Consider the following 20,219-nt stretch of genomic DNA (forward strand, 5'->3'; position numbering starts at 1 on the left):
TTATGGGCGTGCATGGTCTGCACAAGCGTACGGGCACCCGTATTGAGCCTTGAATTTTGCCAGACTTCTTCGAGGCAGGAGGCGGATTTGCCTTCCAGAAGTGCGACACGTGTCCGCAGGGACTCCTCGAAATCCAGTTTGCCGTTCATGGTGTCGAGGGTGAGCTGGGCGACGGCGTTACCCACGCCCAGCAGGGCTGCGACCTCATCGAGGGTTTCACCGTCCAGAATGGTGCTGTCCATATCAGCTACGAGCACAGCCTTGCGACGGCCGCGTGTCTTGACCAGCAGGGCATCCACCTTATGACGGGCCAGTGTTGCGCGGATGGTCGCGATGGTTGGTGCGCCCGGTGCCGGGGTAGGGCAGGGGATTTCGACGGCTTCGCCCGGCGAAAGCACGATGGGGTTCTTGCCCTTGACCATGTTCCGCGCAATGTCGATGGCATCTTTGGACAGGGTGCCCTGTGCAGGGTCGGCAACGAGAACGAGAACGTAAGGTAAGGTCATCTTGGCCCATCTGGTAGAAACGCTTGGGACAGCAAGACAGAATGGCTGACGCGTCGATTGCCCTGGCCCCGGTGGCCCTTATTGTGGCGGGACCGACCTGTTCCGGCAAGTCGGCGCTGGCGCTTGGGTTGGCGGAGCGCTTTGGAGGCACCGTCATCAATGCCGATTCCATGCAGGTCTATGAGGATCTGCATGTGCTGACCGCCCGCCCCGATGAACAGGACGAAGCGCGTGCGCCGCATCGTCTCTACGGCGTACTGGATGCGGCACGACCGGGCAGTGTGGCGTGGTGGCGCGAGGCCGCACTGGCGGAAATGCAGGCGGCACGGGCGCAGGGCCGGCTGCCAATCCTGTGTGGCGGCACAGGCATGTATCTGCGGGCCTTGCTTGATGGTCTGGTCGAGGTGCCCGAACCCGGCGATGCCGCACGCAACTGGGCGCGTGCCCTTGTGGAGCAAGAGGGGAGCGAGGCCGCTCATGCCCTGCTGATGCAGGATGATCCTGCTACAGCCCAGACGCTGAGGCCAGGCGATGGGCAGCGTGTGGCCCGTGCGCTGGAGGTGTTGCGTGGCACAGGGCACGGGCTTTCGTACTGGCGCAACCAGCCCGGCCTGCCGCCCGCCCCGTTTCGCTTTGTCTCCGTAAGGCTTCATCCACCCCGTGAGGCGCTGCGTGCAGCGATTGCGGAACGGTTCTCACGCATGATGGAACGGGGGGCGATGGAGGAAGTGCAACGCCTTGTGGCACGGGGGCTTTCGCCCGCTCTACCCGCCATGCGGGCGCATGGTGTGCCGGAGCTGAGCGCCGTTGTTGCCGGAACCCTGGGGCTGGAGGAAGCGATATCCCGTGCAGTGATCGCCACGGGGCAGTACACGCGACGTCAGGCCACGTGGTTTAATCACCATGCGCTGGGCGCAGAGCAGGATTGCATGATTTCCTTGCAAAGATATGACGAGAGTACGCAATTTTCGGAAAGAGAATTCGAAAAAATAGCAACTTTCATACAATCGACCATTGACGAATCCTCAATCCCGTCATAAACCCGCCCGCTCAATGAAAGGGGTGCGCTCACATGAACGCGTCAACACAGCAGACCGGAAAAACTTCGACAGCGCCGCTCAATGGTGCCGAGGTGCTCCTGCGCGTGCTTGTGGAGCAGGGCGTCGAGGTCATTTTCGGCTATCCCGGCGGCGCGGTGCTGCCCATCTATGATGCACTGTTCAAGCAGGATCATATCCGCCACGTTCTGGTGCGCCATGAGCAGGCCGCCGTTCATGCGGCTGAAGCCTATGCGCGCTCGACCGGCAAGGTCGGCGTTGTGCTGGTCACCAGCGGCCCTGGTGCCACCAATGCCGTGACGGGTCTGGTCGATGCGCTGATGGATTCCATCCCGCTGATCTGCCTGTGCGGCCAGGTGCCCACAGCGCTGATCGGCAATGACGCGTTTCAGGAAGCCGATACGACCGGCATCACGCGTCCGGCCACCAAGCACAATTATCTGGTACGTCGTGGTCAGGATCTGGCACCGATCGTGCGCGAGGCGTTCGAGGTGGCGGCCGGTGGCCGCCCCGGCCCTGTGCTGATTGACCTGCCCAAGGATATCTCGGTCGGCAATGCGCCTCTGCCGGCCCCGGGCGAGGGCCGTCTGCATCGCCCCTATCGTCCGAATCTCGATGCTGACGGCGAGGCAATCCGCCAGACCATCGCTGCCATGAAGCGCGCCAAGCGTCCGCTTCTTTATACGGGTGGCGGCGTGATCAATGCGGGCCCCAAGGCGTCGGAAGGTCTGCGCGAGCTTGCCCGTCGCACCAACTTCCCGGTCACGTCCACATTGATGGGTCTGGGCGCCTTCCCGACGACAGACCGTCAGTTTCTGGGCATGCTGGGTATGCACGGCAGCTACGAGGCCAATCTGGCTACACATGGCTGCGACCTGCTGATCGCGCTCGGCTCGCGCTTCGATGACCGTGTGACGGGGCGCGTCGATGCGTTCTCGCCCAATTCGTTCAAAGTTCACGCCGATATCGATCCCTCGCAGATCAACAAGATCATTCGCGTGGATGTGCCGCTGGTTGGCGATGTCGGACGCACCATCGAGGCGCTGCTGGCGGCCTGGGATGGCGAAGGGCAGGATCTGAGCCCCTGGTGGGCGCAGATCGAGGGCTGGCGCGCGCTGGACTCCTTCGGTTTCGTTCAGGATCAGGCTCCGAGCGCCATCATCCGCCCGCAATATGCCATTCGCCGCCTTTATGAAGCCACGCAGGCGCTTGGGCGCGATACATTCGTGAGCACGGAAGTCGGCCAGCATCAGATGTGGGCGGCGCAGCATTTCCAGTTCGACAAGCCTAATCGCTGGCTGACCTCTGGCGGCCTTGGCACGATGGGTTATGGCCTGCCTGCCGCTGTGGGTGCGCAGGTGGCGCATCCCGATGCGCTGGTGATCGATATTGCCGGTGAGGCCTCGACGCTCATGAATATTCAGGAGCTCGGCACCATGGCGCAGTATCGCCTGCCGGTGAAGCTGTTCATCCTGAACAACCGCTATATGGGCATGGTGCGCCAGTGGCAGGAATTGCTGCATGGCTCGCGCTATTCGCAATCCTACAGCGAGGCGCTGCCCGACTTCATTCGTCTGGCCGAAGCCTTCCACGGCAAGGGGCTGCGCGCCACCTGCGTGGGCGAGCTGGATGGCGTGATTGACGAGATGCTGCGCCATGACGGCCCGGTGGTGGCAGATATCTGTGTGGCGCAGGACGAAAACTGCTTCCCGATGATCCCGTCGGGCGCCCCGCATAACGAGATGCTGCTTGGCCCCGATCAGGAAGCCAATGCGGCCCGGATTACTCAAGAAGGCATGATGCTGGTCTGATGGCACAGGATATCCAGAGAGCCGTCATTGCGGTTCTGATCGAAAACGAGAGCGGCGCCCTGGCCCGCGTCGTCGGTCTGTTCTCCGGGCGAGGCTACAATATCGAAAGCCTGACCGTTTCTGCCATCGATGCCACGCGCAACCTCTCGCGTATCACCATTGTGACCTCGGGCACCGAAATGGTGATTGCCCAGATCAAGGCGCAGCTTGCGCGCCTGATCCCGGTGCATGGTGTGCGTGACCTGACCGAGAGCGGGCCGCATGTGGCCCGTGAGCTGGCGCTGATCAAGGTTGTCAGCAAGGGCGAGATGCGTACCGAGGGCATGCGTATTGCCCAGGCATTTCGCGCTCATGCTGTCGATACGACGGCAGGGTCTTTTGTTTTTGAACTGACGGGAAGCGCCGAGAAGATCGATGCTTTCGTCGAATTGATGCAACCGCTTGGTCTTGCGGAAGTGTCCCGGACCGGAATCGCCGCTATAGGCCGTGGTACCGAAGTCTTTCAATCCATCGAGGAGTCTTTCTGATGCGCGTCTATTATGATCGTGACTGTGATCTGGGCCTGATCAAAGGCAAGAAGGTTGCCATCATCGGTTACGGCAGCCAGGGCCATGCCCATGCCAACAACCTGAAGGACAGCGGCGTGACCGATATGGTCATCGGCCTGCGTCCCGAATCATCGGCTGTTGCCAAGGCCGAAGGCGCTGGCTTCAAGGTCATGACCCCTGCCGACGCTGCGGCCTGGGCCGATGTCGTGATGGTTCTGACGCCTGACGAAGGCCAGGGCGCACTCTACAAGGAGTCGCTCGAAAAGAACCTGAAGCACGGCGCAGCGCTCGTTTTTGCGCATGGTCTGTCGATCCATTTCCGCATCATCGAAGCCCGTCCCGATCTGGACGTGTTCCTCGTGGCACCGAAGGGCCCCGGCCACACGGTTCGCTCCGAGTACCAGAAGGGTGGCGGCGTGCCGTCGCTCGTGGCTGTTGCCCAGAACGCAACGGGTCAGGCGCTTGAAATCGCCCTGTCCTACGCTTCGGCCAATGGTGGCGGTCGCGCCGGAATCATCGAGACCAGCTTCAAGGAGGAGGTCGAAACCGATCTGTTCGGTGAGCAGGCCGTGCTTTGCGGTGGTCTGGTCGAGCTGATCCGCGCCGGTTTCGAAACGCTGGTCGAGGGCGGCTACGCTCCCGAAATGGCCTATTTCGAGTGCCTGCATGAAATGAAGCTGATCGTGGATCTGATCTACGAAGGCGGCATTGCCAACATGAACTACTCGATCTCGAACACGGCCGAGTACGGTGAATATGTCACCGGCCCGCGCATCGTGACGGCTGAAACCAAAGCCGAGATGAAGCGCGTTCTGACCGACATCCAGGACGGCACCTTCGTGCGCAACTTCATTCTGGAAAACCAGTCCGGCGGCGTCGGCTTCAAGGCCATCCGCGCTCGCAACGATGTTCACCAGATCGAAAAGACCGGCGAAAAGCTGCGTGGCATGATGCCCTGGATTGCCAAGGGCAAGCTGGTCGACAAGGCCAAGAACTGATCTTCTGTCCCTTTCGGGATCGGAAATGGAAAAGCGGGGGCTTCGGTCCCCGCTTTTTTTATGCTTGGCGATGACGGGGTTTCTTCTAGAAGATCTGGTAGGCTGCCAGTGAAAATACCAGTGCGAGGATAAACCAGTGCCAAGAACACCCACCGAAATCTTTCTGATTGCGATGCTGGTGATCTATGCGCTGCCCTATCTCGTCTGGCGCCTGCTGCGTACCGATTTCTGGGCCCCTCTCGTGGTGGTGCAGATTATCGGCGGTATTCTGCTTGGCCCCGGCGTGCTGGGGGCGTTCTGCCCCGATTACTACAAGACCGTTTTTACGCCCGGCACGATCACGGCCCTGAACGGCATTGCCTGGTGGGCGGTCATGATGTTCGTCTGGGTTGCGGGTATCGAGCTGGATATCCGCGAAGCATGGCGTCGTCGCGGCGAAACCGGGCTGACGGCAGGGCTTGCGCTGGCTGTCCCTCTAGTAACGGGCAGTCTGGCAGCGCTGTTGATGCTTCATTATCCGGGGTGGAGGGGGGCAGCAGGGGCGAGCTGGCAGGTCGTTCTTGGTATCGGTATTGCCTGTGCCGTGACGGCTTTGCCGATCCTTGTTCTGTTTCTCGAAAAACTCTCCATCCTGCGGACGCCGTTCGGGCAGCGTATCCTGCGTTATGCCAGTCTGGACGATGTGGCCATCTGGGGCGTTCTGGCAGTCATTCTGCTCGACTGGGAGCGTATGGGGCGCCAGCTGGGCTTTCTGGTCCTTTTCGGTCTGGCCACCCTGGCGTTTCGCACGCTCATGGCCCGCGTTGCAGAGCAGGACCGCTGGTATCTTGGCCTCGTCTGGCTTGCAGGATGCGGTTTTGCGGCTGATTGGGCCGGGCTCCATTTCATGGTGGGTGCCTTCCTTTCGGGCGCGGTGTTTGATGCTGCCTGGTTCAGGCAGGAAGACATGGACCGTTTCCGGCATTTTGTGCTTTTGACAATCATGCCGGTTTTCTTCCTGTCGACCGGTTTGCGCACCGAATGGACCATAGGTGGTGGGGCTGTCTTTGCCGCTGCCGCCTTGCTGTTATGCGCCTCGGTGGGTGGCAAGCTGATCGGTGTGCAGATTGCGGGCAGAGTGCTCGGCTGGCCCAAAGGCGAGGCGACCACGCTTGGCTGGCTGCTTCAGACAAAAGCCCTGATCATGATTATTTTTGCCAATGTGCTTCTGGACCGGCATATCATCACAAACAGTACCTTCACGGCACTGCTCCTCATGGCGCTTGGCAGCACAATGCTGACCATCCCGATGGTTTCGTCTCGACTGAAACGGTTGCAACTGAGCTGATTGTCTCCAGTCGGTCAGTTTATCTCCAAGAACATACTCGGCGGCATTACTGCAGATTTGTATGCCGTCCCTGCATGGCGTCGAAGGCGATGAAGTGTTCTGCGACGATTGCGGCGATGAGGGCGTCGAAAGCGAGTAGGGCGCCTTGTTCGAATAGACTGCCTGCAAATTGTGCTGAGCCCTGAGCCGGGATGATCAGGGTGTGATCGGCCATGCACGCCAGCGGGCTTTCGGTCTCACGTGTGATCACCAGGATGGAAGCGCCAAGCTGTTGGGCGATGCGTGCAAAATGCAGCGATACTGGTGTCGTGCCAGAGCCGGAAAAGACGACAAGGCTATCGTCGCCACGTATGGCTGGCGCTTTAACCTCACCCACAGCATGAGCCTGCAAGCCGAGATGCATGCAGCGCATCGCTGCCATTTGAGCGATGAGCCCGGAGCGGCCCTGCCCAGTGAAGAAAAGTCGTCCCGTTCGGCGCATCAGGGCCGCGCTGAAATTTTTCAGTTCCTGCCCTGACAGTGTTTCCAGCAGCTTGGCCGTTTCGTCACGCACAAAGGCTACGGCGCGTTCGGTGGAAGGGGGTGCCATATCATGATCCCTACAGCGAAATGTGATGAAAGGGGCGAGCCCCTTTCCGGGGAGCGGGGCAGAGCCCCGCCCGTCTCACAAATAAACGACAGGCTTGAGCGATGTTGGGTCGAAGGTCGCTTCGAGCGCGTCCTGTACATGGTCGAGATCGAATCTCGCCGTGACGAGGGCATTCAGACTTCCCTCGCCGAGCGGACCCTCTTCATTACATTCTCCGTGTTGCGCGCGATCCCCCATGTGATTGCGGTTGCGGGCGGCCCGGATAAGCATCACGCCATTTTGGCGGCCTTGCGCAGCGGTATCGTCACGTCACTGGTGACAGATCGCGACACCGCAGCGTTTTTGCTCGGTTAAGAGTTTAAAACCGTGCGATCAGCGCGACCCCTGCGATCATCAGCGCCGCGCCGGTGATGCGATAGGGGTTGAGGCTGTGCACTTCCATGCGCAGAAGTCCGAAATGATCGATCAGCAGGCTGGTCACGAGATTGGCGGTGATGGTCAGTCCATTGACCGGCCCGGCACCCAGTTTCTGGATAAGAAGAAGCCCCGCGAACACGGCCACGGCCCCCGTGATGCCGCCAAGCGGCGCCCACCAGGGCATACCGGTCAGATCACCCGCGCTGGGCAGCGGGCGCGGCATGCAGGCAAACAGACCGATGGCCAGAAACAGCACGAGCAGAAACGAAACCGAGGTCGCGAGCCACGGATTGACGAGGGATTTCGCCAATGCCCCGTTCATGGTGGCACCCAGCGCCTGAAGCGCCCCGGCAATGAGGATTAAGGGGAGAGCCCAGGCAGCGTTCATGACAACCTCTCAACTGAGAAGGCGACGCCATCGGGCAAAAGCTCATGCCGTCTGCGTGGCCGGTGGTTCATAGCGCCTGCCAAACCAGGCGCTACGTCCAGGGCTCAACGCGGCATCACAGGATTTGCTTCCTGCTCATTTCCTGAAATCAAGCGGACCTTCGTGCGTTTCAACGGTAGTCACTTCCCGTCACTTTCATGCAGCCCGAAGCGGAAGACCGTACGGCTCTGAAAAACCTGCCCCGGGTTCAGCCGTGTTGAGGGGAAATTCGGCTGATTGGGACTGTCGGGAAAATGCTGGGTTTCAAAGGTGACAGCGTCACTCTGGCGAAAGATATGGCCGTTTCCTGAGTCCGAGCCGTCAAGAAAATTGGAGGTATAGACCTGCACCCCCGGTTCGGTGCTCAGGCACTCCATGCTGCGACCGCTTTTCGGGTCCCAGAGCGTGGCGACGTGTCTGAGGCCGTCTGGTGATGAAGAGTCATCAACCACCCAGTTATGGTCATAGCCATGCGCCATGAGCAGCTGTGCATTGGCGAGGCGTATGTCGCGCCCGATTGGCTTTGCTGTGGTGAAATCGAAAGGTGTTCCGACGACGGAAGCAATTTCGCCCGTCGGGATGAGGGTCGAATCTGTCGGGGTATAATGATGCGCCTCGATCTGCAGCATCTGGCCGAAAATACCGTCCTGCGATCCCGCCCCGGCGAGGTTAAAGTAGGAGTGATTGGTTAGATTGAGCACGGTAGGCCTGGATGTGGTCGCTTTGTATTCGATACCCAGTGCGCCCTGATCGTCGAGCGTATAGGTGACCGTCGCATTCAACGCACCGGGATAACCCTGATCACCGTCCGGGCTGATCAGGGAGAGGGCAACGCCTACCTTCTTGCCAGAGCGGGCGATCTCATGGGCTTTCCAGATACGCCGGTCGAACCCGTCCTTGCCGCCATGCAATGAGTTCGGGCCGTTATTGACCGGCACTGCGTAATCATGACCATCGAGTGTAAAGCGACCTTTCGCAATGCGATTGGCATAACGTCCGATTGTCGCGCCGAAGAACACCCCATTGGCCCGGCTTTTGGCCTCATACTCGGCGAGCGACGCATAGCCGAGCACCACGTTGTCGCGTTTGCCTTCACGATCAGGGGCCATGATGCGCAAAATGACTCCACCATAAGTCATGATGGTCACTTCCACGCCGTTAGGGGCGCTCAAGGTATAGGTTTCGACCTTTTGCCCGGCCTGCGTCGTGCCAAATGGTGATGCGCTCATGGTTGCGGCGTGGGCAGGAGCCAGGGAGAGGGCAGCGGCAAGACTGCCTGAGGCAATAGCCATGATCGGCCGCGCCGATCGCCGGGTGCGCGATGTTCCGCGCGCCTCATCGCGGTTCGAGGTATCGCTCTTGTCGGTCGGCGTCTTGTTTGTCACTGGACTGCACATGGTGAAACCTCGCTGACGCCACTGTATGGTCCGGCTGCCCGTTGGCTTGTATCGGGGCTGGGGAGATCTCCGGATACTGAGTATAGCGTCACATGAAACGTTACATACGCAACATATTCCTGTTGTGCAGGCGCGTCCAATACATGTTCCGCTATCGTTTCATATCTGTTTCTACCTTGATATCGCCTTGTTCTTCCCCCACGGGCGCGCAATCCCTCAAGCGGGAAAGCCTCACCAGGGAACATCACGGCCCTTGAAATCGCGATAGATGAGGCCGCTGCCGGTTTGATGGGCAATCAGGACATCCGCCACACCGGGAATGCTCTCCCCAATCGAGAAACGTGCATCAGGCCCACCCAGTGACGTACGCACCCAGCCAGGAGCAATGAGCGCGAGGGGGCGTGACCGGCCGATACGGGCGTCGTAGCAGCGCATGAACTGGTTCAGTGCCGCCTTGCTGCCCCGATAGAGCTCACGCCGTCCCGCGTTATTATTGCTGACGCTGCCCTGTCCTGAAGACATCACCCCTATCAGTCCCTGCGGGGTCACGAGAGACTCCAGTGTCTCGATCACGCGCATGGGGGCGAGGGCATTGGTCATCATGACTTGCATGAAATCCGAGCTGCTTACCTGACCGATGGGCTGATCGGGCTGGGCATTTGTCGTCCCTGCATTGACGAACAGCATGTCGAAGCGGGGTATCTTGAGAGGTGTTGCCAGATGAGCCGGACCTTCGGACACAGCAGAGGTCAACGAGCTACTCAGACGAGACCGTAGGGCTTCGATCATGTGCGCCTCGGTCATGTCGAGCTTTTCGATATGTAGCCAGGGCGCGAAGCGTGCGACCAACTGACGAAGGTCAGCACCCGGATTCCCACGTATGGTCGCGGTAACTTCCCAGCCTCGCATCAGGAATTCTTCGGCAAGGGCCAGGCCTAAACCACGTGAGGCGCCGATCAGAAGCAGATGAGGGGGGCGGGCGGGAGAATTGAAGTCGCTCATGCCGGGAATTCCTTGCACGGTTTCGAGACCGGCCAGAAATGCGGTGACCCTAGCAATTGCGCCAGACGCACCGCATGCAACTTAACAGTGCACCAAACGCCTCTTCAGCAAGGTTAGATATGTTGGACCGCCGCGGACCCGACATCCGGAAAGACCACCAGGTGATGAAAATGGATCTCAATCTTCTGATTGCGCTTGATGCCCTCCTGTCAGAGCGCAGCGTCGTAAAGGCGGCAGGGCGCTTGGGCCTTAGTCCTTCAGCAATGAGCCGCACGCTCATGCGGCTGCGCGAGAGTACAGGCGACCCTCTTCTGGTGCGCGGTGGCCGGGGGCTTGTGCCAACGCCGCACGCGCTTGCACTGGGTGAGTCCGTGCGGGAGGTGGCGATGCAGGCACAGGCACTCCTCTCGCCTGTGCAGGCGGGTTTTACCCCTCGGACGCTGGAGCGGCAGTTCACGCTGCGGACAAATGAAGGCTTCATCGAGGCCTGCGCAACGCGGCTGGTGCAGGTGTTCCTCTCAGAGGCACCGGGGGTGAATCTCGTCTTTCTGCCAAGGCGCAGCAAGGAAGCGACATCCATGCGGGAAGGGACGGTAGATCTGGAGGTGGGCGTCATCGGTCGTGGTGATTTCGGACCCGAGATGCGCATGAAGACCCTATTCCATGACCGGTTTTATGGGGTGGCGGCGCGTACCCACGCTCTTTTCGATGGCCCTGTGACGGCTGGACGCTATGCACAATGCCATCATGTTGTGGCCTCGCGCCACGGAAGCGCAGCGGGGCCCGTCGACCGGGCGTTGGCACAGCAGGGCCTGACCCGCACGGTGAAAGTGGTGGTGCCCGCCTTCGATGATGTCCTGCGTCTGGCCTCCGCCACCAATCTGGTGGCGCTTGTGCCGGGATCATCCATCCGGGCTGATCAGAGGCTTCGTGTTTTCGACCTGCCGTTTGAGACGCCTGCCATTACCATTTCTGCACTCTGGCACCCGAGACTTTCTGCCGATCCGGCTCATCGCTGGTTCAGGGAAAGACTGATCGCTTTATGCCGGCAACAACTACCCATCATTCCTCAGGGCATGATGCCTGAGGAAGTATGAGTTTCAGGCTCGACCGGGAGGGCGGAAAGACCGGATGTGGGGGTATCTCTCGCCGCAATGATGATTGCCGCATGGATGTCGTGAGCCCGACAGGCAGGGCAATCTGTGACATTCGGTGATTTGGGGTTCATCCGGGGTTGGGCTATAAACCACCGCTTCAAAGGGGGAAAAGCGGCGTGTTGGCAGAAGACATTACAGACAGCCTGTTGGCGGCACTGGACCGGCCTGACCTGCAAACCCTGTCCGATCAGGTCGTCTTCAATCTGTCGCCCCGCCTGACACGGCCCTTCATTGTTTCGGATCGGTCAATCACCCTCGGTGCCATTGCCTTCGGGCATCCGGATATCGCGCCAATCTTGCTGCGCTACGCGCTTGAACTGGATTTCCTGTGCCGGGGACTGCCTGTTGACGATCAGGCTGTCGCCATCGTGGTCGCTGCGCGCGTGGCCGCCCTTTTTCATCGTCTCGATTGTGTCACGCCCCATCTACCGCCCGAACTGACATGGCTGAGCGACTTTGCTGTCAGCCAGCCGCCGCCGCCCGAGCGCCTTGCGGCGCTATGGCCCGCCCTGACGCAGTTTTTGCCTGATGCCGCGCCTGAAATCCTGCGCGATGGCTGCGACAGTCATGGTCTTGTTACCCGCCTTGCTCCACTCTGGTCGTGTCTGGCCCCCGCTGAATATCTGATGGCCGATGGCGGCGACGAACGTCTCGTCATCAACCCTGAAACCGGGTTGAACCGGTACGGGTGTTCCCATCGGCCCCGTCCCTGGGCGGTGACATTCTCCTCCTCCACCGCGTCATCCCTGTCCGAGCGGGGATATCTGGGGGCCGAGCGGGCAAGGCGCGCTTTTGTGCTGGATGCGCTGATCGGTAGGGATGGTGCGGCATCCCGCGAGGCGGCGTGTTTGCAGGTGCGTCAGAAGATCGCCGCGCTTTACGGGCTGGGATCACGCGACAATGTCATCCTTGCCGCATCGGGCACGGATTGCGAACTGGCCGTGCTGGCCATGGGGCTGATGCGTGCGCAGGGGCGTGCCATCGTCAATATCCTGATCGCGCCCGATGAAACGGGCAGTGGTGTTCCGCTGGCGGCGCAGGGACGGCATTTTGCTGCCGGAACCGCCTTGGGCAGTTCGGCCGACAAGGCCCGTCATCTTGAAGGCTTTCCTGCCGAGACGACCATACGCGGCATTGCCATACGTCTGGCTGATGGCACACCACGAACCTGCGCCGATCTCAACAAGGAGGTTGAGGCCGGGGTGAGAGAGGAGCTTGAAGCCGGGCATCATGTCATCCTGCATCAGCTCGATATGTCAAAGACCGGGCTGGTTGGGCCTTGTACCGACATGCTGTGTCGCCTCGCGGCCAGCTACCCCGAGCGGATCACGCTCGTTGTCGATGCCTGTCAGGCCCGGCTGGCACCGCATCGGATCACCTCTCTCGTGCGCGCCGGCATGCTTGTCATGACCACGGGCTCCAAATTCCTTACCGGACCGCCTTTCTGCGGCGCGATCCTGCTGCCGGATTCCTTTACGGCAGCCCTCCCGCATTTCAGCCTGCCGCAGGGGCTTGCCGCCTATTTCCATCAATGTGACTGGCCCCATACGGCGTCGCCCACGCCGCTTGGCTGCGATGGCAATCTTGGCCTCGCCCTGCGCTGGCAGGCTGCCCTTGCCGAGAGCGAGGCTTTTGCCGCTGTACCGGCTGAGCAGATTGTCGATACGCTGCGTCGCTTCGAGCGCCATGCCCATGAGGTAATCGCGGCCCATCCTGCGCTGACCCTGCTCACCATGCCGTCTCTGGACCGGCGCGACGTGCAAGGCGAGGTCCTGTGGGATACGATCCCGACCGTATTCTCCTTTCTGGTGCACGACCCTGACCATCTGGAGAAACCGCTCGATCTCGAAAGGTCGCGCGCTCTGCATCGCTGGCTGAACGCGGATCTTTCTCCCTGGGTGCCGGGTGAGGACCTTGCGCCTCTCCTGTGTCATCTGGGTCAGCCCGTGCCTGTGCCCCATCCGGCCCTTGGTGGCGAGAATGCCGGGGCGCTGCGCCTTTGCGCCGGGGCGCGTCTGGTTTCGGGCGAGCCGTCCCATGCCGGTCTGCCCAATGCTGTTCGGCTGGAGCGTGAATTTGCCGATGTGCGTCGAGCTCTGGCAAAGATCACGGTCATCCTCGATCACTGGACCCGCCTCGCGCCGGTCGACCCGCAGCCGCGCTATGCCCCTTATGCCCACCAGCCGAGAAAGCCCCGTGCCTCATGACCCAGACTGACAAGGCCCCTGCTACCGCCCCCAAGGCCCATGGTAATTTTCTCGATTCCATGCAGCTGCCATCGGGCGTCACCCGCTTTTGGCTGATCCGTCATGCCATTGTTGAGGCCTCGGCCCGGATGCGTGTCTATGGCTCGATGGATGTCGAGCTCTGCACCGAGCATCTGGCATTGCAGGTGCCCTATTATACGGCGCTTGGGCGTCGTCTTCCTGCAGAGGCCAACTGGGTCGTCTCACCCCTCAAACGGGCGCAGGACACGGCACGCGCTATTTTCGAGGCCGGGTATGGCCCCCGCACCATGACCATCGAGCCGCGCTTTACCGAGCAATCTATGGGGGAGTGGCATAATCTGCCCCATCAGGAACTCCCGTTGAAGCTGCGTCAGACCGCCCATAATTTCTGGTCACTCTCAGCCTCCGAGCAGCCGCCGGGCGGCGAAAGCATGCTTGATGTCTGCGCCCGTGTTGGCCATTCGCTCGACGAAATGGCTGATCGTCATGCTGGTCAGGATACGGTTGTGGTGAGTCATGGCGGGGCGATCCGTGCTGCCCTGTCCCACGCGCTCAATGTCCACCCCGATACGGGGCTGCGCTTTTCCATACAGAACCTTTCGGTATCCATTATCGAGCGGATCAATGGTGTTTGGCGTGTGGTGACCGTAAACGAACTGCCCGCTGCTCCCGCGATCTGAGGGAACCGTCTGATGGCGTATGGCATCGCATCAACGTGCGGGAGACGACTGCCCGCCTGATGCCTGCATTGTCTCCTGCCTGACGTGAAGACGGCCTCATGGCTCCCGTTCAGGGAATCATCATGATCTCAGCTTCCTCACGTACCCGCGGTGCGACGGCGGGATAGGTACCGGCCTTTGCCGACTACTCCACGATTGCGCACCACATATTCTCTATTTTGCCACCGAGTTTCCCAATTTCATCGAAGACCTTGAGAACGTGGTCGGTTTCGAGGTGGTGCTGGAGGCTGACTTCATCCTCCCACTCTTCGTTGATGGCAAATCGCCCCCTGTTTTCACGATCCTCGTAAACGACGAATCTCAGGCATCCCGCGTCCTGACGCGCCAGAACAGCGATGTCGCGCAGGAGGGTGCAGCAGGCAGAATGGTGGTCGTCAGCGACAGTGACAATAGCGCTTACACATGACTTGGCTGACAAGAATATTCTCCGCTTGGGGCTGGGTCCGGAATCTGACCTTTTACGCATGGCGCAGCGCAGAGTTGTTAAGCCTGACCTGCTGCCTAAGGCGCAGAAGGCACATGCGCGGGGTTGCGCCGCACGGGCAGCCGCACGGGCACACGGGTCGTGTGAAAGCATGTTCTTAACCGCGCAACCTGGCACGGAAATACAATGATGACAGAAATGTCATTTATAAGATGGCAGGGATTCATCTACGCATAAGAAGAAGGTTAAACGTTTAACCAAGAGTGTCGTAATGGTTCGCAAGGCCGCCAAGGTATCGATCCGGGATGTTGCAGAAGCCGCAGAGGTTTCTGTAGCCACCGTTTCGAATGTGGTGCGCAACCGTAAAAACGTCTCCGATACCGTGCGTCGTCGTGTCGAGGCGGCCATTGAGAGCCTCAATTATCTGCCTGACAGGGCAGCCATGCAGCTTCGTGAAGGGCGCACCCGCATCATCGGCGTTCTTGTGCCGAGCCTTGATAATCCGTTTTTCACGGCCATTATCGCCTGCCTCGAGGACTGCGCAATTCGTGATGGTTACGATATCATCGTTGCCAGCGCTGGCGAGGATACCGCACTGGCCTCCTCGCGGCTCAAGGCCCTGCTGGCGTGGCGTCCGGCTGGCATGATTGTTTTGCCCAACGACGATCGTTTTAAGGACTCTTTCCTGCTTGATGCGGCAGGGGTGCCTTATGTCGTGATCGATCGTTTGCCGCCTGCCTGTCGGGCCGATACGGTTGCCGCAGAAAACGAATATGCTGCCGCCGAAGCTGCTTCCTGTCTTGCCGGGCTGGGTCATCGTCATATTGCCATTGTGGCTACGACGCTTTCATTGGCCAATATTCGCGAGCGTTGCGCCGGGATCCGGACATTCTGTGCCCGTGAAGGTCTGCCTGAGCCGCAGGTTCTCGAAGTTGGCCATCATGTTGAGGACGATATCCCGTCTCTGCGCGCTTTGCTGGTGGGGGAAAACGCGCCCACGGCGATTATTGCGCTGACCAATTCCATCACTCTGGGGGCGCTGCGGTGCCTGCACCAGAGCGGATATGTCGTGCCCGATGACGTGTCGCTTATCGGTTACGATGACTACGCATGGATGCGTGCCATGCTCCCGCCCATCACAGCGATACGCCAACCGGTGGAAGAGCTCGGGGCACAGGGCTGGGCACGCCTCATGCAACGTATTGCGGGCGAAAGCACTGCCTATCTGCAGGTCCGGGTGTCCTGCACGCTTGCGGTGCGCGGGTCGACCGCACCTCCCAGAATAGGAAAACGCTCATGAACAAGCTTGGACTCCACGCTTTCGTCTGGACTGCTGGCTGGACGCCAGAAGACGCCGCCATGGCGATCCGCTCGACGGCCGAACTCGGTTACGATCTGATCGAGGCATCGACCATGGATCTCAAGGCATTCGACGTGCCAGCCACGCTGCGCGAACTCGAAGCCAATCGTCTTGGGATCACCATGTCCTTTGGTCTGACTGCAGATATGGATATCTCCTCTGGTGACCCCGAGCGTATCCGTCGCGGGGAGGCGCATCTGCTTGATGCCATGTCTCTCGCGCGCGATGTCGGCGCGACCCATGTCTGCGGTATTCTTTATTCCGCCTTCCAGAAATACGCGACGCCGGTCACGGCAGATGGCGTGCGCGGCTCCATCGAGGTGGTGCGTCGCGTCGCCGAGAAGGCGCAGGCCAGTGGTATCACGCTGGGTATGGAAGTGGTCAATCGCTACGAGTCCAACGTGCTCAACACGGCTCGTCAGGCCATTGCCTATGTGAAACGTGTCGAGATGCCGAACGTGAAGCTGCATCTTGATTGCTATCACATGAATATCGAGGAAGCCGATTCAGCCGAGGCTATTCGTGAAGCAGGCGATCTGTTGGGGTACTTCCATACCGGAGATTCCCATCGTGGTTATCTAGGCTCAGGGTCTGTCGATTTCCCCAGCATTTTCCGCGCGCTGGAGAGCATTCAGTATAAGGGACCGATTACCTTCGAGTCCTTCTCCTCTGCTGTGGTCGGTCAGCCGCTCGAAGGAATCCTGGGCATCTGGCGCAATCTCTGGGAGGACAGCCGCGATCTGGCCGCCCATGCCAAGGCCTTCACCGACGTGCAGATGAAATCGGCACGCGAGGCGCTCGGCCGCCAAAAGCGCTGAACCTACGGCCTATTTTCCTGAACCCCATCCCGTCACGAGGGTGTCCTGACGACACCCTGTGATGCTCTGAAAAGGTCGAGATCATGACCCTTTCCCGTCGCGGTTTCATGGGCGTCGCCGCCAGTCTGACCGCTCTCACGCCTTTTGCCTCTGCGCGTTTCTCCGGTGCACATGCCGAAGGGGCCCAGAAGAAAATCGCCATCGTCGCCAAGATTGGCGGTATTCCGTGGTTCAATGCCATGGAGCGCGGTATTCAGAGCGCCGGCAAGGAGGCCGGGTGCAATGCCTGGATGATCGGTCCCACCCAGGCCGATGCGGCTCAGCAGGTCAGCGCGATCGAGGATCTGATTGCCCGCAAGGTCGATGTGATCGGTGTCGTGCCCAATGATGCCAGTTCACTGGTGCCCGTGCTGCAACGCGCGCGCGCGGCAGGTATTCATGTCATCAGCCATGAAAGCCCCGGCCAGCAGGGTGCGGAATGGGATCTGGAATTTACCACCCCTGCGGCAGATGGCGAGCGTCATATGGAGGCGCTGGCCAAGGCCACTGGTGGCAAGGGCGGTTATATCATCATCGTAGGGTCGCTGACTGTTCCCCAGCACAAGCTGCGCGCCGATGCGGCTATTGCACTACAAAAGGCCAAATATCCCGACATGCATCTGATTGGTGATCGCTTTGGCTGCGGTGAGAGCGTGGATGACAGTTATCGCACCGTCATGGATCAGTTGCGCGCCCATCCCGACCTGACCGGCGTGCTTGCTTTCGGGTCGCAGGGGCCGATCGGGGCTGCGCGCGCGGTGGATGCGCGTGGCAAGATCAGGACTGTCTCGGTGGTGGGACCGTTTTCGCCGGGACAGGGGGCGAAATATGTGCGCTCAGGCGCGATACGGTGTGGCTATATCTGGAACCCGCTTCTGGCTGGGCAGACCCTCGTGCGTCTGGCCATGATGATGGCCACAGACAAGCCCATCACCAATGGCATGGACCTGACCGATATCGGTGCCTTGCAGGTTGATCCGGCCCAGCGCAGCATTCTTGCGCCCAAGATGCAGATCATCGATCGATCGACCATTGATGCGCTGGTGGCGCTGGGGCTGTGACCGGCGCGGTCTTTCTGGAACTGCGGAATGTGCACAAGACATTCGGCAGTTTCCAGGCGCTGCGCGGGATCGATTGGGATGTGCGCGAAGGCGAAATTCATTGTCTCGTGGGCGAAAACGGATGCGGCAAATCCACGCTGATCAAGGCCGTATCAGGCGTTCACGCCCCCGACCCGGGGAGCGAAATCCGCATTGGTGGTCGAGATGTATTGCCGCTTGATCCGATGCGCGCCCGTGCTCTGGGCATTCAGGTGGTGTTTCAGGATCTCGCCCTTTTCCCCAATCTGAGTGTGGCTGAAAACATCGCCTTTGAAGCCAATCTTGGGCGCGGCTTCAGTCCGCGCGCCTCAATCCGGCAAAAGGCCAGGGAGATACTGTCCCGTCTGGGGCATGAACTGCCGCTGGATTGCCCTGTCGATGCGCTCTCGATTGCCGAGCGACAGATCGTGGCCATTGCGCGTGGCCTGGCGGGTGAAGCGCGCCTGATTTTCATGGACGAGCCCACGGCGTCGCTCACGCGCGCCGAGGTACGCCGCCTGCTTGATCTGGTGCGTAAGCTCTCATCGGAGGGGATTGCGATCGTCTTCGTGTCGCATCGCCTTGATGAGGTCTCCGCCATTGCCGAGCGTATCACGGTGATGCGCGATGGCCGGATGGTGGGTACGTATCCTGCCGCCAGTCTCGACCAGAGAACGCTGATCCATCTCATGACCGGGATCGAGATTGCGACCCATCATGTTCCCCGCGATTGCAGCGCTCGTCCGGCCTTGCTCGAAACCTGCCAGCTCACGCGCAAGGGCGAGTATGAAAACGTCTCGATCACGCTGCATGAGGGCGAGGTTCTGGGCCTGACCGGTCTACTGGGAGCTGGACGGACCGAATTTGCCCTCTCACTTTTCGGCATGACCAGACCGGATTCCGGCAAAATGCTGGTTCATGGCCAGGAATGTCGTTTTCAGACCAATCAGGACGCCCTTGCAGCAGGTCTGGCTTACGTCTCTGAAGACAGGCTCAATCTCGGGATCAATGCCGAGCAATCCATCGTCGATAATCTCGATGTTGCCGTTCTGCCAAGTCTGGCCAATCGTTTTGGCTATATTTCCGATCAGGCGCGCGCGCAGCTTGCCCAGGATTGGGTGGCACGGCTCAATATCAAACTGAATTCGGTGCATGATGCCATCAACACGCTTTCAGGTGGTAACCAGCAACGCGTGATTCTGGCACGCTGGCTTGCATCCCATCCCAGAATTCTCATCCTCGATAGCCCCACAGTGGGGGTGGACATCAAGAACAAGGAGGGGATCTACGATCTGATCCGCGAATTGAGCGCTCAGGGTGTGGGTATTATCGTGATCTCCGACGAGATGATCGAGCTTTTCGCCACCTGTGACCGCATCCTGCATATGCGCAGTGGCCGTATCGCGGGTGACTACTCCCCCGCACACATTACCGAACAGGCGCTGGAGGCGCGGATCTATGCCTGATTTTGCTACGCTGCGCAGCCGGCCTGAATTCTGGCTGGCTGGTGTGATTGTCATTTTCGGCGCCGCCCTGTCTTTGTTGACGCCAAGTTTTCTCAGCCTGTCGAATGTCGTCGATCTGACTGAGAGCTATGCCGTACAGGCCATTATGGCCACCGGGCTTTTCGTCGTGCTTATCGCAGGAGGCATCGATATCTCCTTCGCGGCGACGGCTTCGGTGGCGCAATATGTCGCGGCTCTACTGGCCACGCGTTATGGGCTCTCGCCCTTTCTCGTTATTCCCGCGGGGCTTGTCGTTGGGACGGGGCTGGGCTTTCTGAACGCCGCGCTTATCCATTATGCGCGTGTTAATTCCATCATCATCACCATCGCGACCATGAATGTCTATTTCGCCCTGCTGATGTACGCCACGGGTGGGCATTCCATCTATAATCTGCCCGATTGGTGGAGCGAGCGCGTGACGTTCCTGCAATTCGAGACATCGGGTGGCGATCTCATACGCATCACTTTGCCCATCGTGGTGATGATGGTGTCGCTCCTGCTCTGCTGGGTCCTGCTCACCCTGTCCAGAACCGGCAGGCAGCTTTACGCGATGGGCGGCAATGCCGAGGCGGCGCGTCGCATCGGCCTCAATATCTCGAAGCTGCAGTTCTTTGCTTATGGCTTTGCCGGTTTCATGGCGGCTCTAGCGGGGCTGGTCCAGGCCAATCGCGTAGGTGAAGCGGTGCCGAATGCGCTTTATGGTACGGAATTATCAGTCCTCTCCGCTGCTGTTCTGGGCGGGGCGTCGCTATTGGGTGGTGTCGGTACCATTGGCGGGATCACACTGGG

19 protein-coding genes and 1 pseudogene are annotated in these 20,219 nt (G+C 60.1%); 14 read left to right on the top strand and 6 right to left on the bottom strand.

Going from position 1 to position 20,219, the window contains the following annotated elements:
* Positions 1 to 506 (bottom strand): annotated as a pseudogene (locus tag P792_RS39255) (phosphoserine phosphatase SerB); the annotation flags it as partial.
* A gap of 41 nt (positions 507 to 547) precedes the next feature.
* Here P792_RS39255 and miaA point away from each other — a divergent pair.
* The 5 genes from miaA (at position 548) to P792_RS33475 (ending at position 6,248) form a co-directional block, all read left to right on the top strand.
* A complete protein-coding gene (miaA, locus tag P792_RS33455; protein WP_023979704.1) occupies positions 548 to 1,546 on the top strand; it encodes a tRNA (adenosine(37)-N6)-dimethylallyltransferase MiaA in 999 nt (332 codons plus the stop codon).
* Between the two features lie 32 nt (positions 1,547 to 1,578).
* Positions 1,579 to 3,375, top strand: a complete 1,797-nt coding sequence (gene ilvB / locus P792_RS33460) for a biosynthetic-type acetolactate synthase large subunit (protein WP_023979705.1) — start codon at positions 1,579 to 1,581, stop codon at positions 3,373 to 3,375.
* Positions 3,375 to 3,902, top strand: a complete 528-nt coding sequence (ilvN, locus tag P792_RS33465; protein ID WP_023979706.1) for an acetolactate synthase small subunit — start codon at positions 3,375 to 3,377, stop codon at positions 3,900 to 3,902. Before ilvB ends, ilvN begins: the two co-directional genes overlap by 1 nt.
* A complete protein-coding gene (ilvC, locus tag P792_RS33470; protein ID WP_023979707.1) occupies positions 3,902 to 4,921 on the top strand; it encodes a ketol-acid reductoisomerase in 1,020 nt (339 codons plus the stop codon). Before ilvN ends, ilvC begins: the two co-directional genes overlap by 1 nt.
* Before the next feature lie 136 nt (positions 4,922 to 5,057).
* A complete protein-coding gene (locus P792_RS33475; RefSeq protein WP_023979708.1) occupies positions 5,058 to 6,248 on the top strand; it encodes a cation:proton antiporter in 1,191 nt (396 codons plus the stop codon).
* Positions 6,249 to 6,294: 46 nt separating this feature from the next.
* On the opposite strand, the gene P792_RS33480 is transcribed toward P792_RS33475, so the two are convergent.
* Entirely contained in the window at positions 6,295 to 6,837 is a 543-nt protein-coding gene (locus P792_RS33480) for an SIS domain-containing protein (protein ID WP_035440624.1), read from the bottom strand.
* A gap of 138 nt (positions 6,838 to 6,975) precedes the next feature.
* Between P792_RS33480 and P792_RS38055 the strand changes: the two genes are divergently transcribed.
* Positions 6,976 to 7,191 (top strand): sugar-binding domain-containing protein, encoded by a 216-nt coding sequence (locus P792_RS38055; RefSeq protein ID WP_200863492.1) that lies wholly within the window; start codon positions 6,976 to 6,978, stop codon positions 7,189 to 7,191.
* A 4-nt stretch (positions 7,192 to 7,195) separates the two neighbouring features.
* Here the strand turns inward: P792_RS38055 and P792_RS33490 are convergent, their stop codons facing one another.
* The 3 genes from P792_RS33490 to P792_RS33500 form a co-directional block, all read right to left on the bottom strand.
* Positions 7,196 to 7,642 (bottom strand): DMT family transporter, encoded by a 447-nt coding sequence (locus tag P792_RS33490; RefSeq protein WP_023979711.1) that lies wholly within the window; start codon positions 7,640 to 7,642, stop codon positions 7,196 to 7,198.
* Between the two features lie 179 nt (positions 7,643 to 7,821).
* On the bottom strand, positions 7,822 to 9,066 hold the full coding sequence (locus P792_RS33495) for an aldose epimerase family protein (protein ID WP_235075518.1): 1,245 nt from the start codon (positions 9,064 to 9,066) through the stop codon (positions 7,822 to 7,824).
* Positions 9,067 to 9,309: 243 nt separating this feature from the next.
* Positions 9,310 to 10,080: an SDR family NAD(P)-dependent oxidoreductase gene (locus tag P792_RS33500; RefSeq protein WP_023979713.1), complete on the bottom strand. Its 771-nt coding sequence runs from the start codon at positions 10,078 to 10,080 to the stop codon at positions 9,310 to 9,312.
* Between the two features lie 164 nt (positions 10,081 to 10,244).
* On the opposite strand from P792_RS33500, the gene P792_RS33505 reads away from it, so the two are divergent.
* The 3 genes from P792_RS33505 (at position 10,245) to P792_RS33515 (ending at position 14,145) form a co-directional block, all read left to right on the top strand.
* On the top strand, positions 10,245 to 11,177 hold the full coding sequence (locus P792_RS33505; RefSeq protein WP_031241457.1) for a LysR family transcriptional regulator: 933 nt from the start codon (positions 10,245 to 10,247) through the stop codon (positions 11,175 to 11,177).
* A 176-nt stretch (positions 11,178 to 11,353) separates the two neighbouring features.
* Positions 11,354 to 13,444: a hypothetical protein gene (locus tag P792_RS33510; RefSeq protein WP_023979715.1), complete on the top strand. Its 2,091-nt coding sequence runs from the start codon at positions 11,354 to 11,356 to the stop codon at positions 13,442 to 13,444.
* On the top strand, positions 13,441 to 14,145 hold the full coding sequence (locus P792_RS33515; RefSeq protein ID WP_023979716.1) for a histidine phosphatase family protein: 705 nt from the start codon (positions 13,441 to 13,443) through the stop codon (positions 14,143 to 14,145). Before P792_RS33510 ends, P792_RS33515 begins: the two co-directional genes overlap by 4 nt.
* Before the next feature lie 184 nt (positions 14,146 to 14,329).
* Here the strand turns inward: P792_RS33515 and P792_RS39705 are convergent, their stop codons facing one another.
* Complete coding sequence (locus tag P792_RS39705; protein ID WP_081866705.1) at positions 14,330 to 14,782, bottom strand: putative quinol monooxygenase; 453 nt, start codon at positions 14,780 to 14,782, stop codon at positions 14,330 to 14,332.
* A 118-nt stretch (positions 14,783 to 14,900) separates the two neighbouring features.
* Between P792_RS39705 and P792_RS33525 the strand changes: the two genes are divergently transcribed.
* The 5 genes from P792_RS33525 to P792_RS0120040 all read left to right on the top strand — a co-directional run.
* Positions 14,901 to 15,929, top strand: a complete 1,029-nt coding sequence (locus P792_RS33525) for a LacI family DNA-binding transcriptional regulator (protein ID WP_023979718.1) — start codon at positions 14,901 to 14,903, stop codon at positions 15,927 to 15,929.
* Positions 15,926 to 16,807 (top strand): sugar phosphate isomerase/epimerase, encoded by an 882-nt coding sequence (locus P792_RS33530; protein ID WP_023979719.1) that lies wholly within the window; start codon positions 15,926 to 15,928, stop codon positions 16,805 to 16,807. The genes P792_RS33525 and P792_RS33530 overlap by 4 nt, the downstream gene beginning before the upstream one ends.
* Before the next feature lie 83 nt (positions 16,808 to 16,890).
* A complete protein-coding gene (locus P792_RS33535) occupies positions 16,891 to 17,907 on the top strand; it encodes a substrate-binding domain-containing protein (RefSeq protein WP_081866704.1) in 1,017 nt (338 codons plus the stop codon).
* Complete coding sequence (locus P792_RS33540; protein ID WP_031241458.1) at positions 17,904 to 19,391, top strand: sugar ABC transporter ATP-binding protein; 1,488 nt, start codon at positions 17,904 to 17,906, stop codon at positions 19,389 to 19,391. Before P792_RS33535 ends, P792_RS33540 begins: the two co-directional genes overlap by 4 nt.
* The coding region (locus tag P792_RS0120040; RefSeq protein ID WP_031241459.1) for an ABC transporter permease at positions 19,384 to 20,219 on the top strand (836 nt) is incomplete at its 3' end. The genes P792_RS33540 and P792_RS0120040, both read left to right, overlap by 8 nt.

Source organism: Asaia sp. SF2.1, assembly GCF_000505765.1.
Classification (GTDB): domain Bacteria; phylum Pseudomonadota; class Alphaproteobacteria; order Acetobacterales; family Acetobacteraceae; genus Asaia; species Asaia bogorensis.

Coding starts and splice junctions, on each gene's coding strand:
- miaA (WP_023979704.1), top strand. CDS start 548: ATGGCTGACGCGTCGATTGCCCTGGCCCCGGTGGCCCTTATTGTGGCG.
- ilvB (WP_023979705.1), top strand. CDS start 1,579: ATGAACGCGTCAACACAGCAGACCGGAAAAACTTCGACAGCGCCGCTC.
- ilvN (WP_023979706.1), top strand. CDS start 3,375: ATGGCACAGGATATCCAGAGAGCCGTCATTGCGGTTCTGATCGAAAAC.
- ilvC (WP_023979707.1), top strand. CDS start 3,902: ATGCGCGTCTATTATGATCGTGACTGTGATCTGGGCCTGATCAAAGGC.
- P792_RS33480 (WP_035440624.1), bottom strand. CDS start 6,837: ATGGCACCCCCTTCCACCGAACGCGCCGTAGCCTTTGTGCGTGACGAA.
- P792_RS38055 (WP_200863492.1), top strand. CDS start 6,976: ATGGTCGAGATCGAATCTCGCCGTGACGAGGGCATTCAGACTTCCCTC.
- P792_RS33490 (WP_023979711.1), bottom strand. CDS start 7,642: ATGAACGCTGCCTGGGCTCTCCCCTTAATCCTCATTGCCGGGGCGCTT.
- P792_RS33500 (WP_023979713.1), bottom strand. CDS start 10,080: ATGAGCGACTTCAATTCTCCCGCCCGCCCCCCTCATCTGCTTCTGATC.
- P792_RS33505 (WP_031241457.1), top strand. CDS start 10,245: ATGAAAATGGATCTCAATCTTCTGATTGCGCTTGATGCCCTCCTGTCA.
- P792_RS33515 (WP_023979716.1), top strand. CDS start 13,441: ATGACCCAGACTGACAAGGCCCCTGCTACCGCCCCCAAGGCCCATGGT.
- P792_RS39705 (WP_081866705.1), bottom strand. CDS start 14,782: ATGCTTTCACACGACCCGTGTGCCCGTGCGGCTGCCCGTGCGGCGCAA.
- P792_RS33525 (WP_023979718.1), top strand. CDS start 14,901: ATGGTTCGCAAGGCCGCCAAGGTATCGATCCGGGATGTTGCAGAAGCC.
- P792_RS33530 (WP_023979719.1), top strand. CDS start 15,926: ATGAACAAGCTTGGACTCCACGCTTTCGTCTGGACTGCTGGCTGGACG.
- P792_RS33535 (WP_081866704.1), top strand. CDS start 16,891: ATGACCCTTTCCCGTCGCGGTTTCATGGGCGTCGCCGCCAGTCTGACC.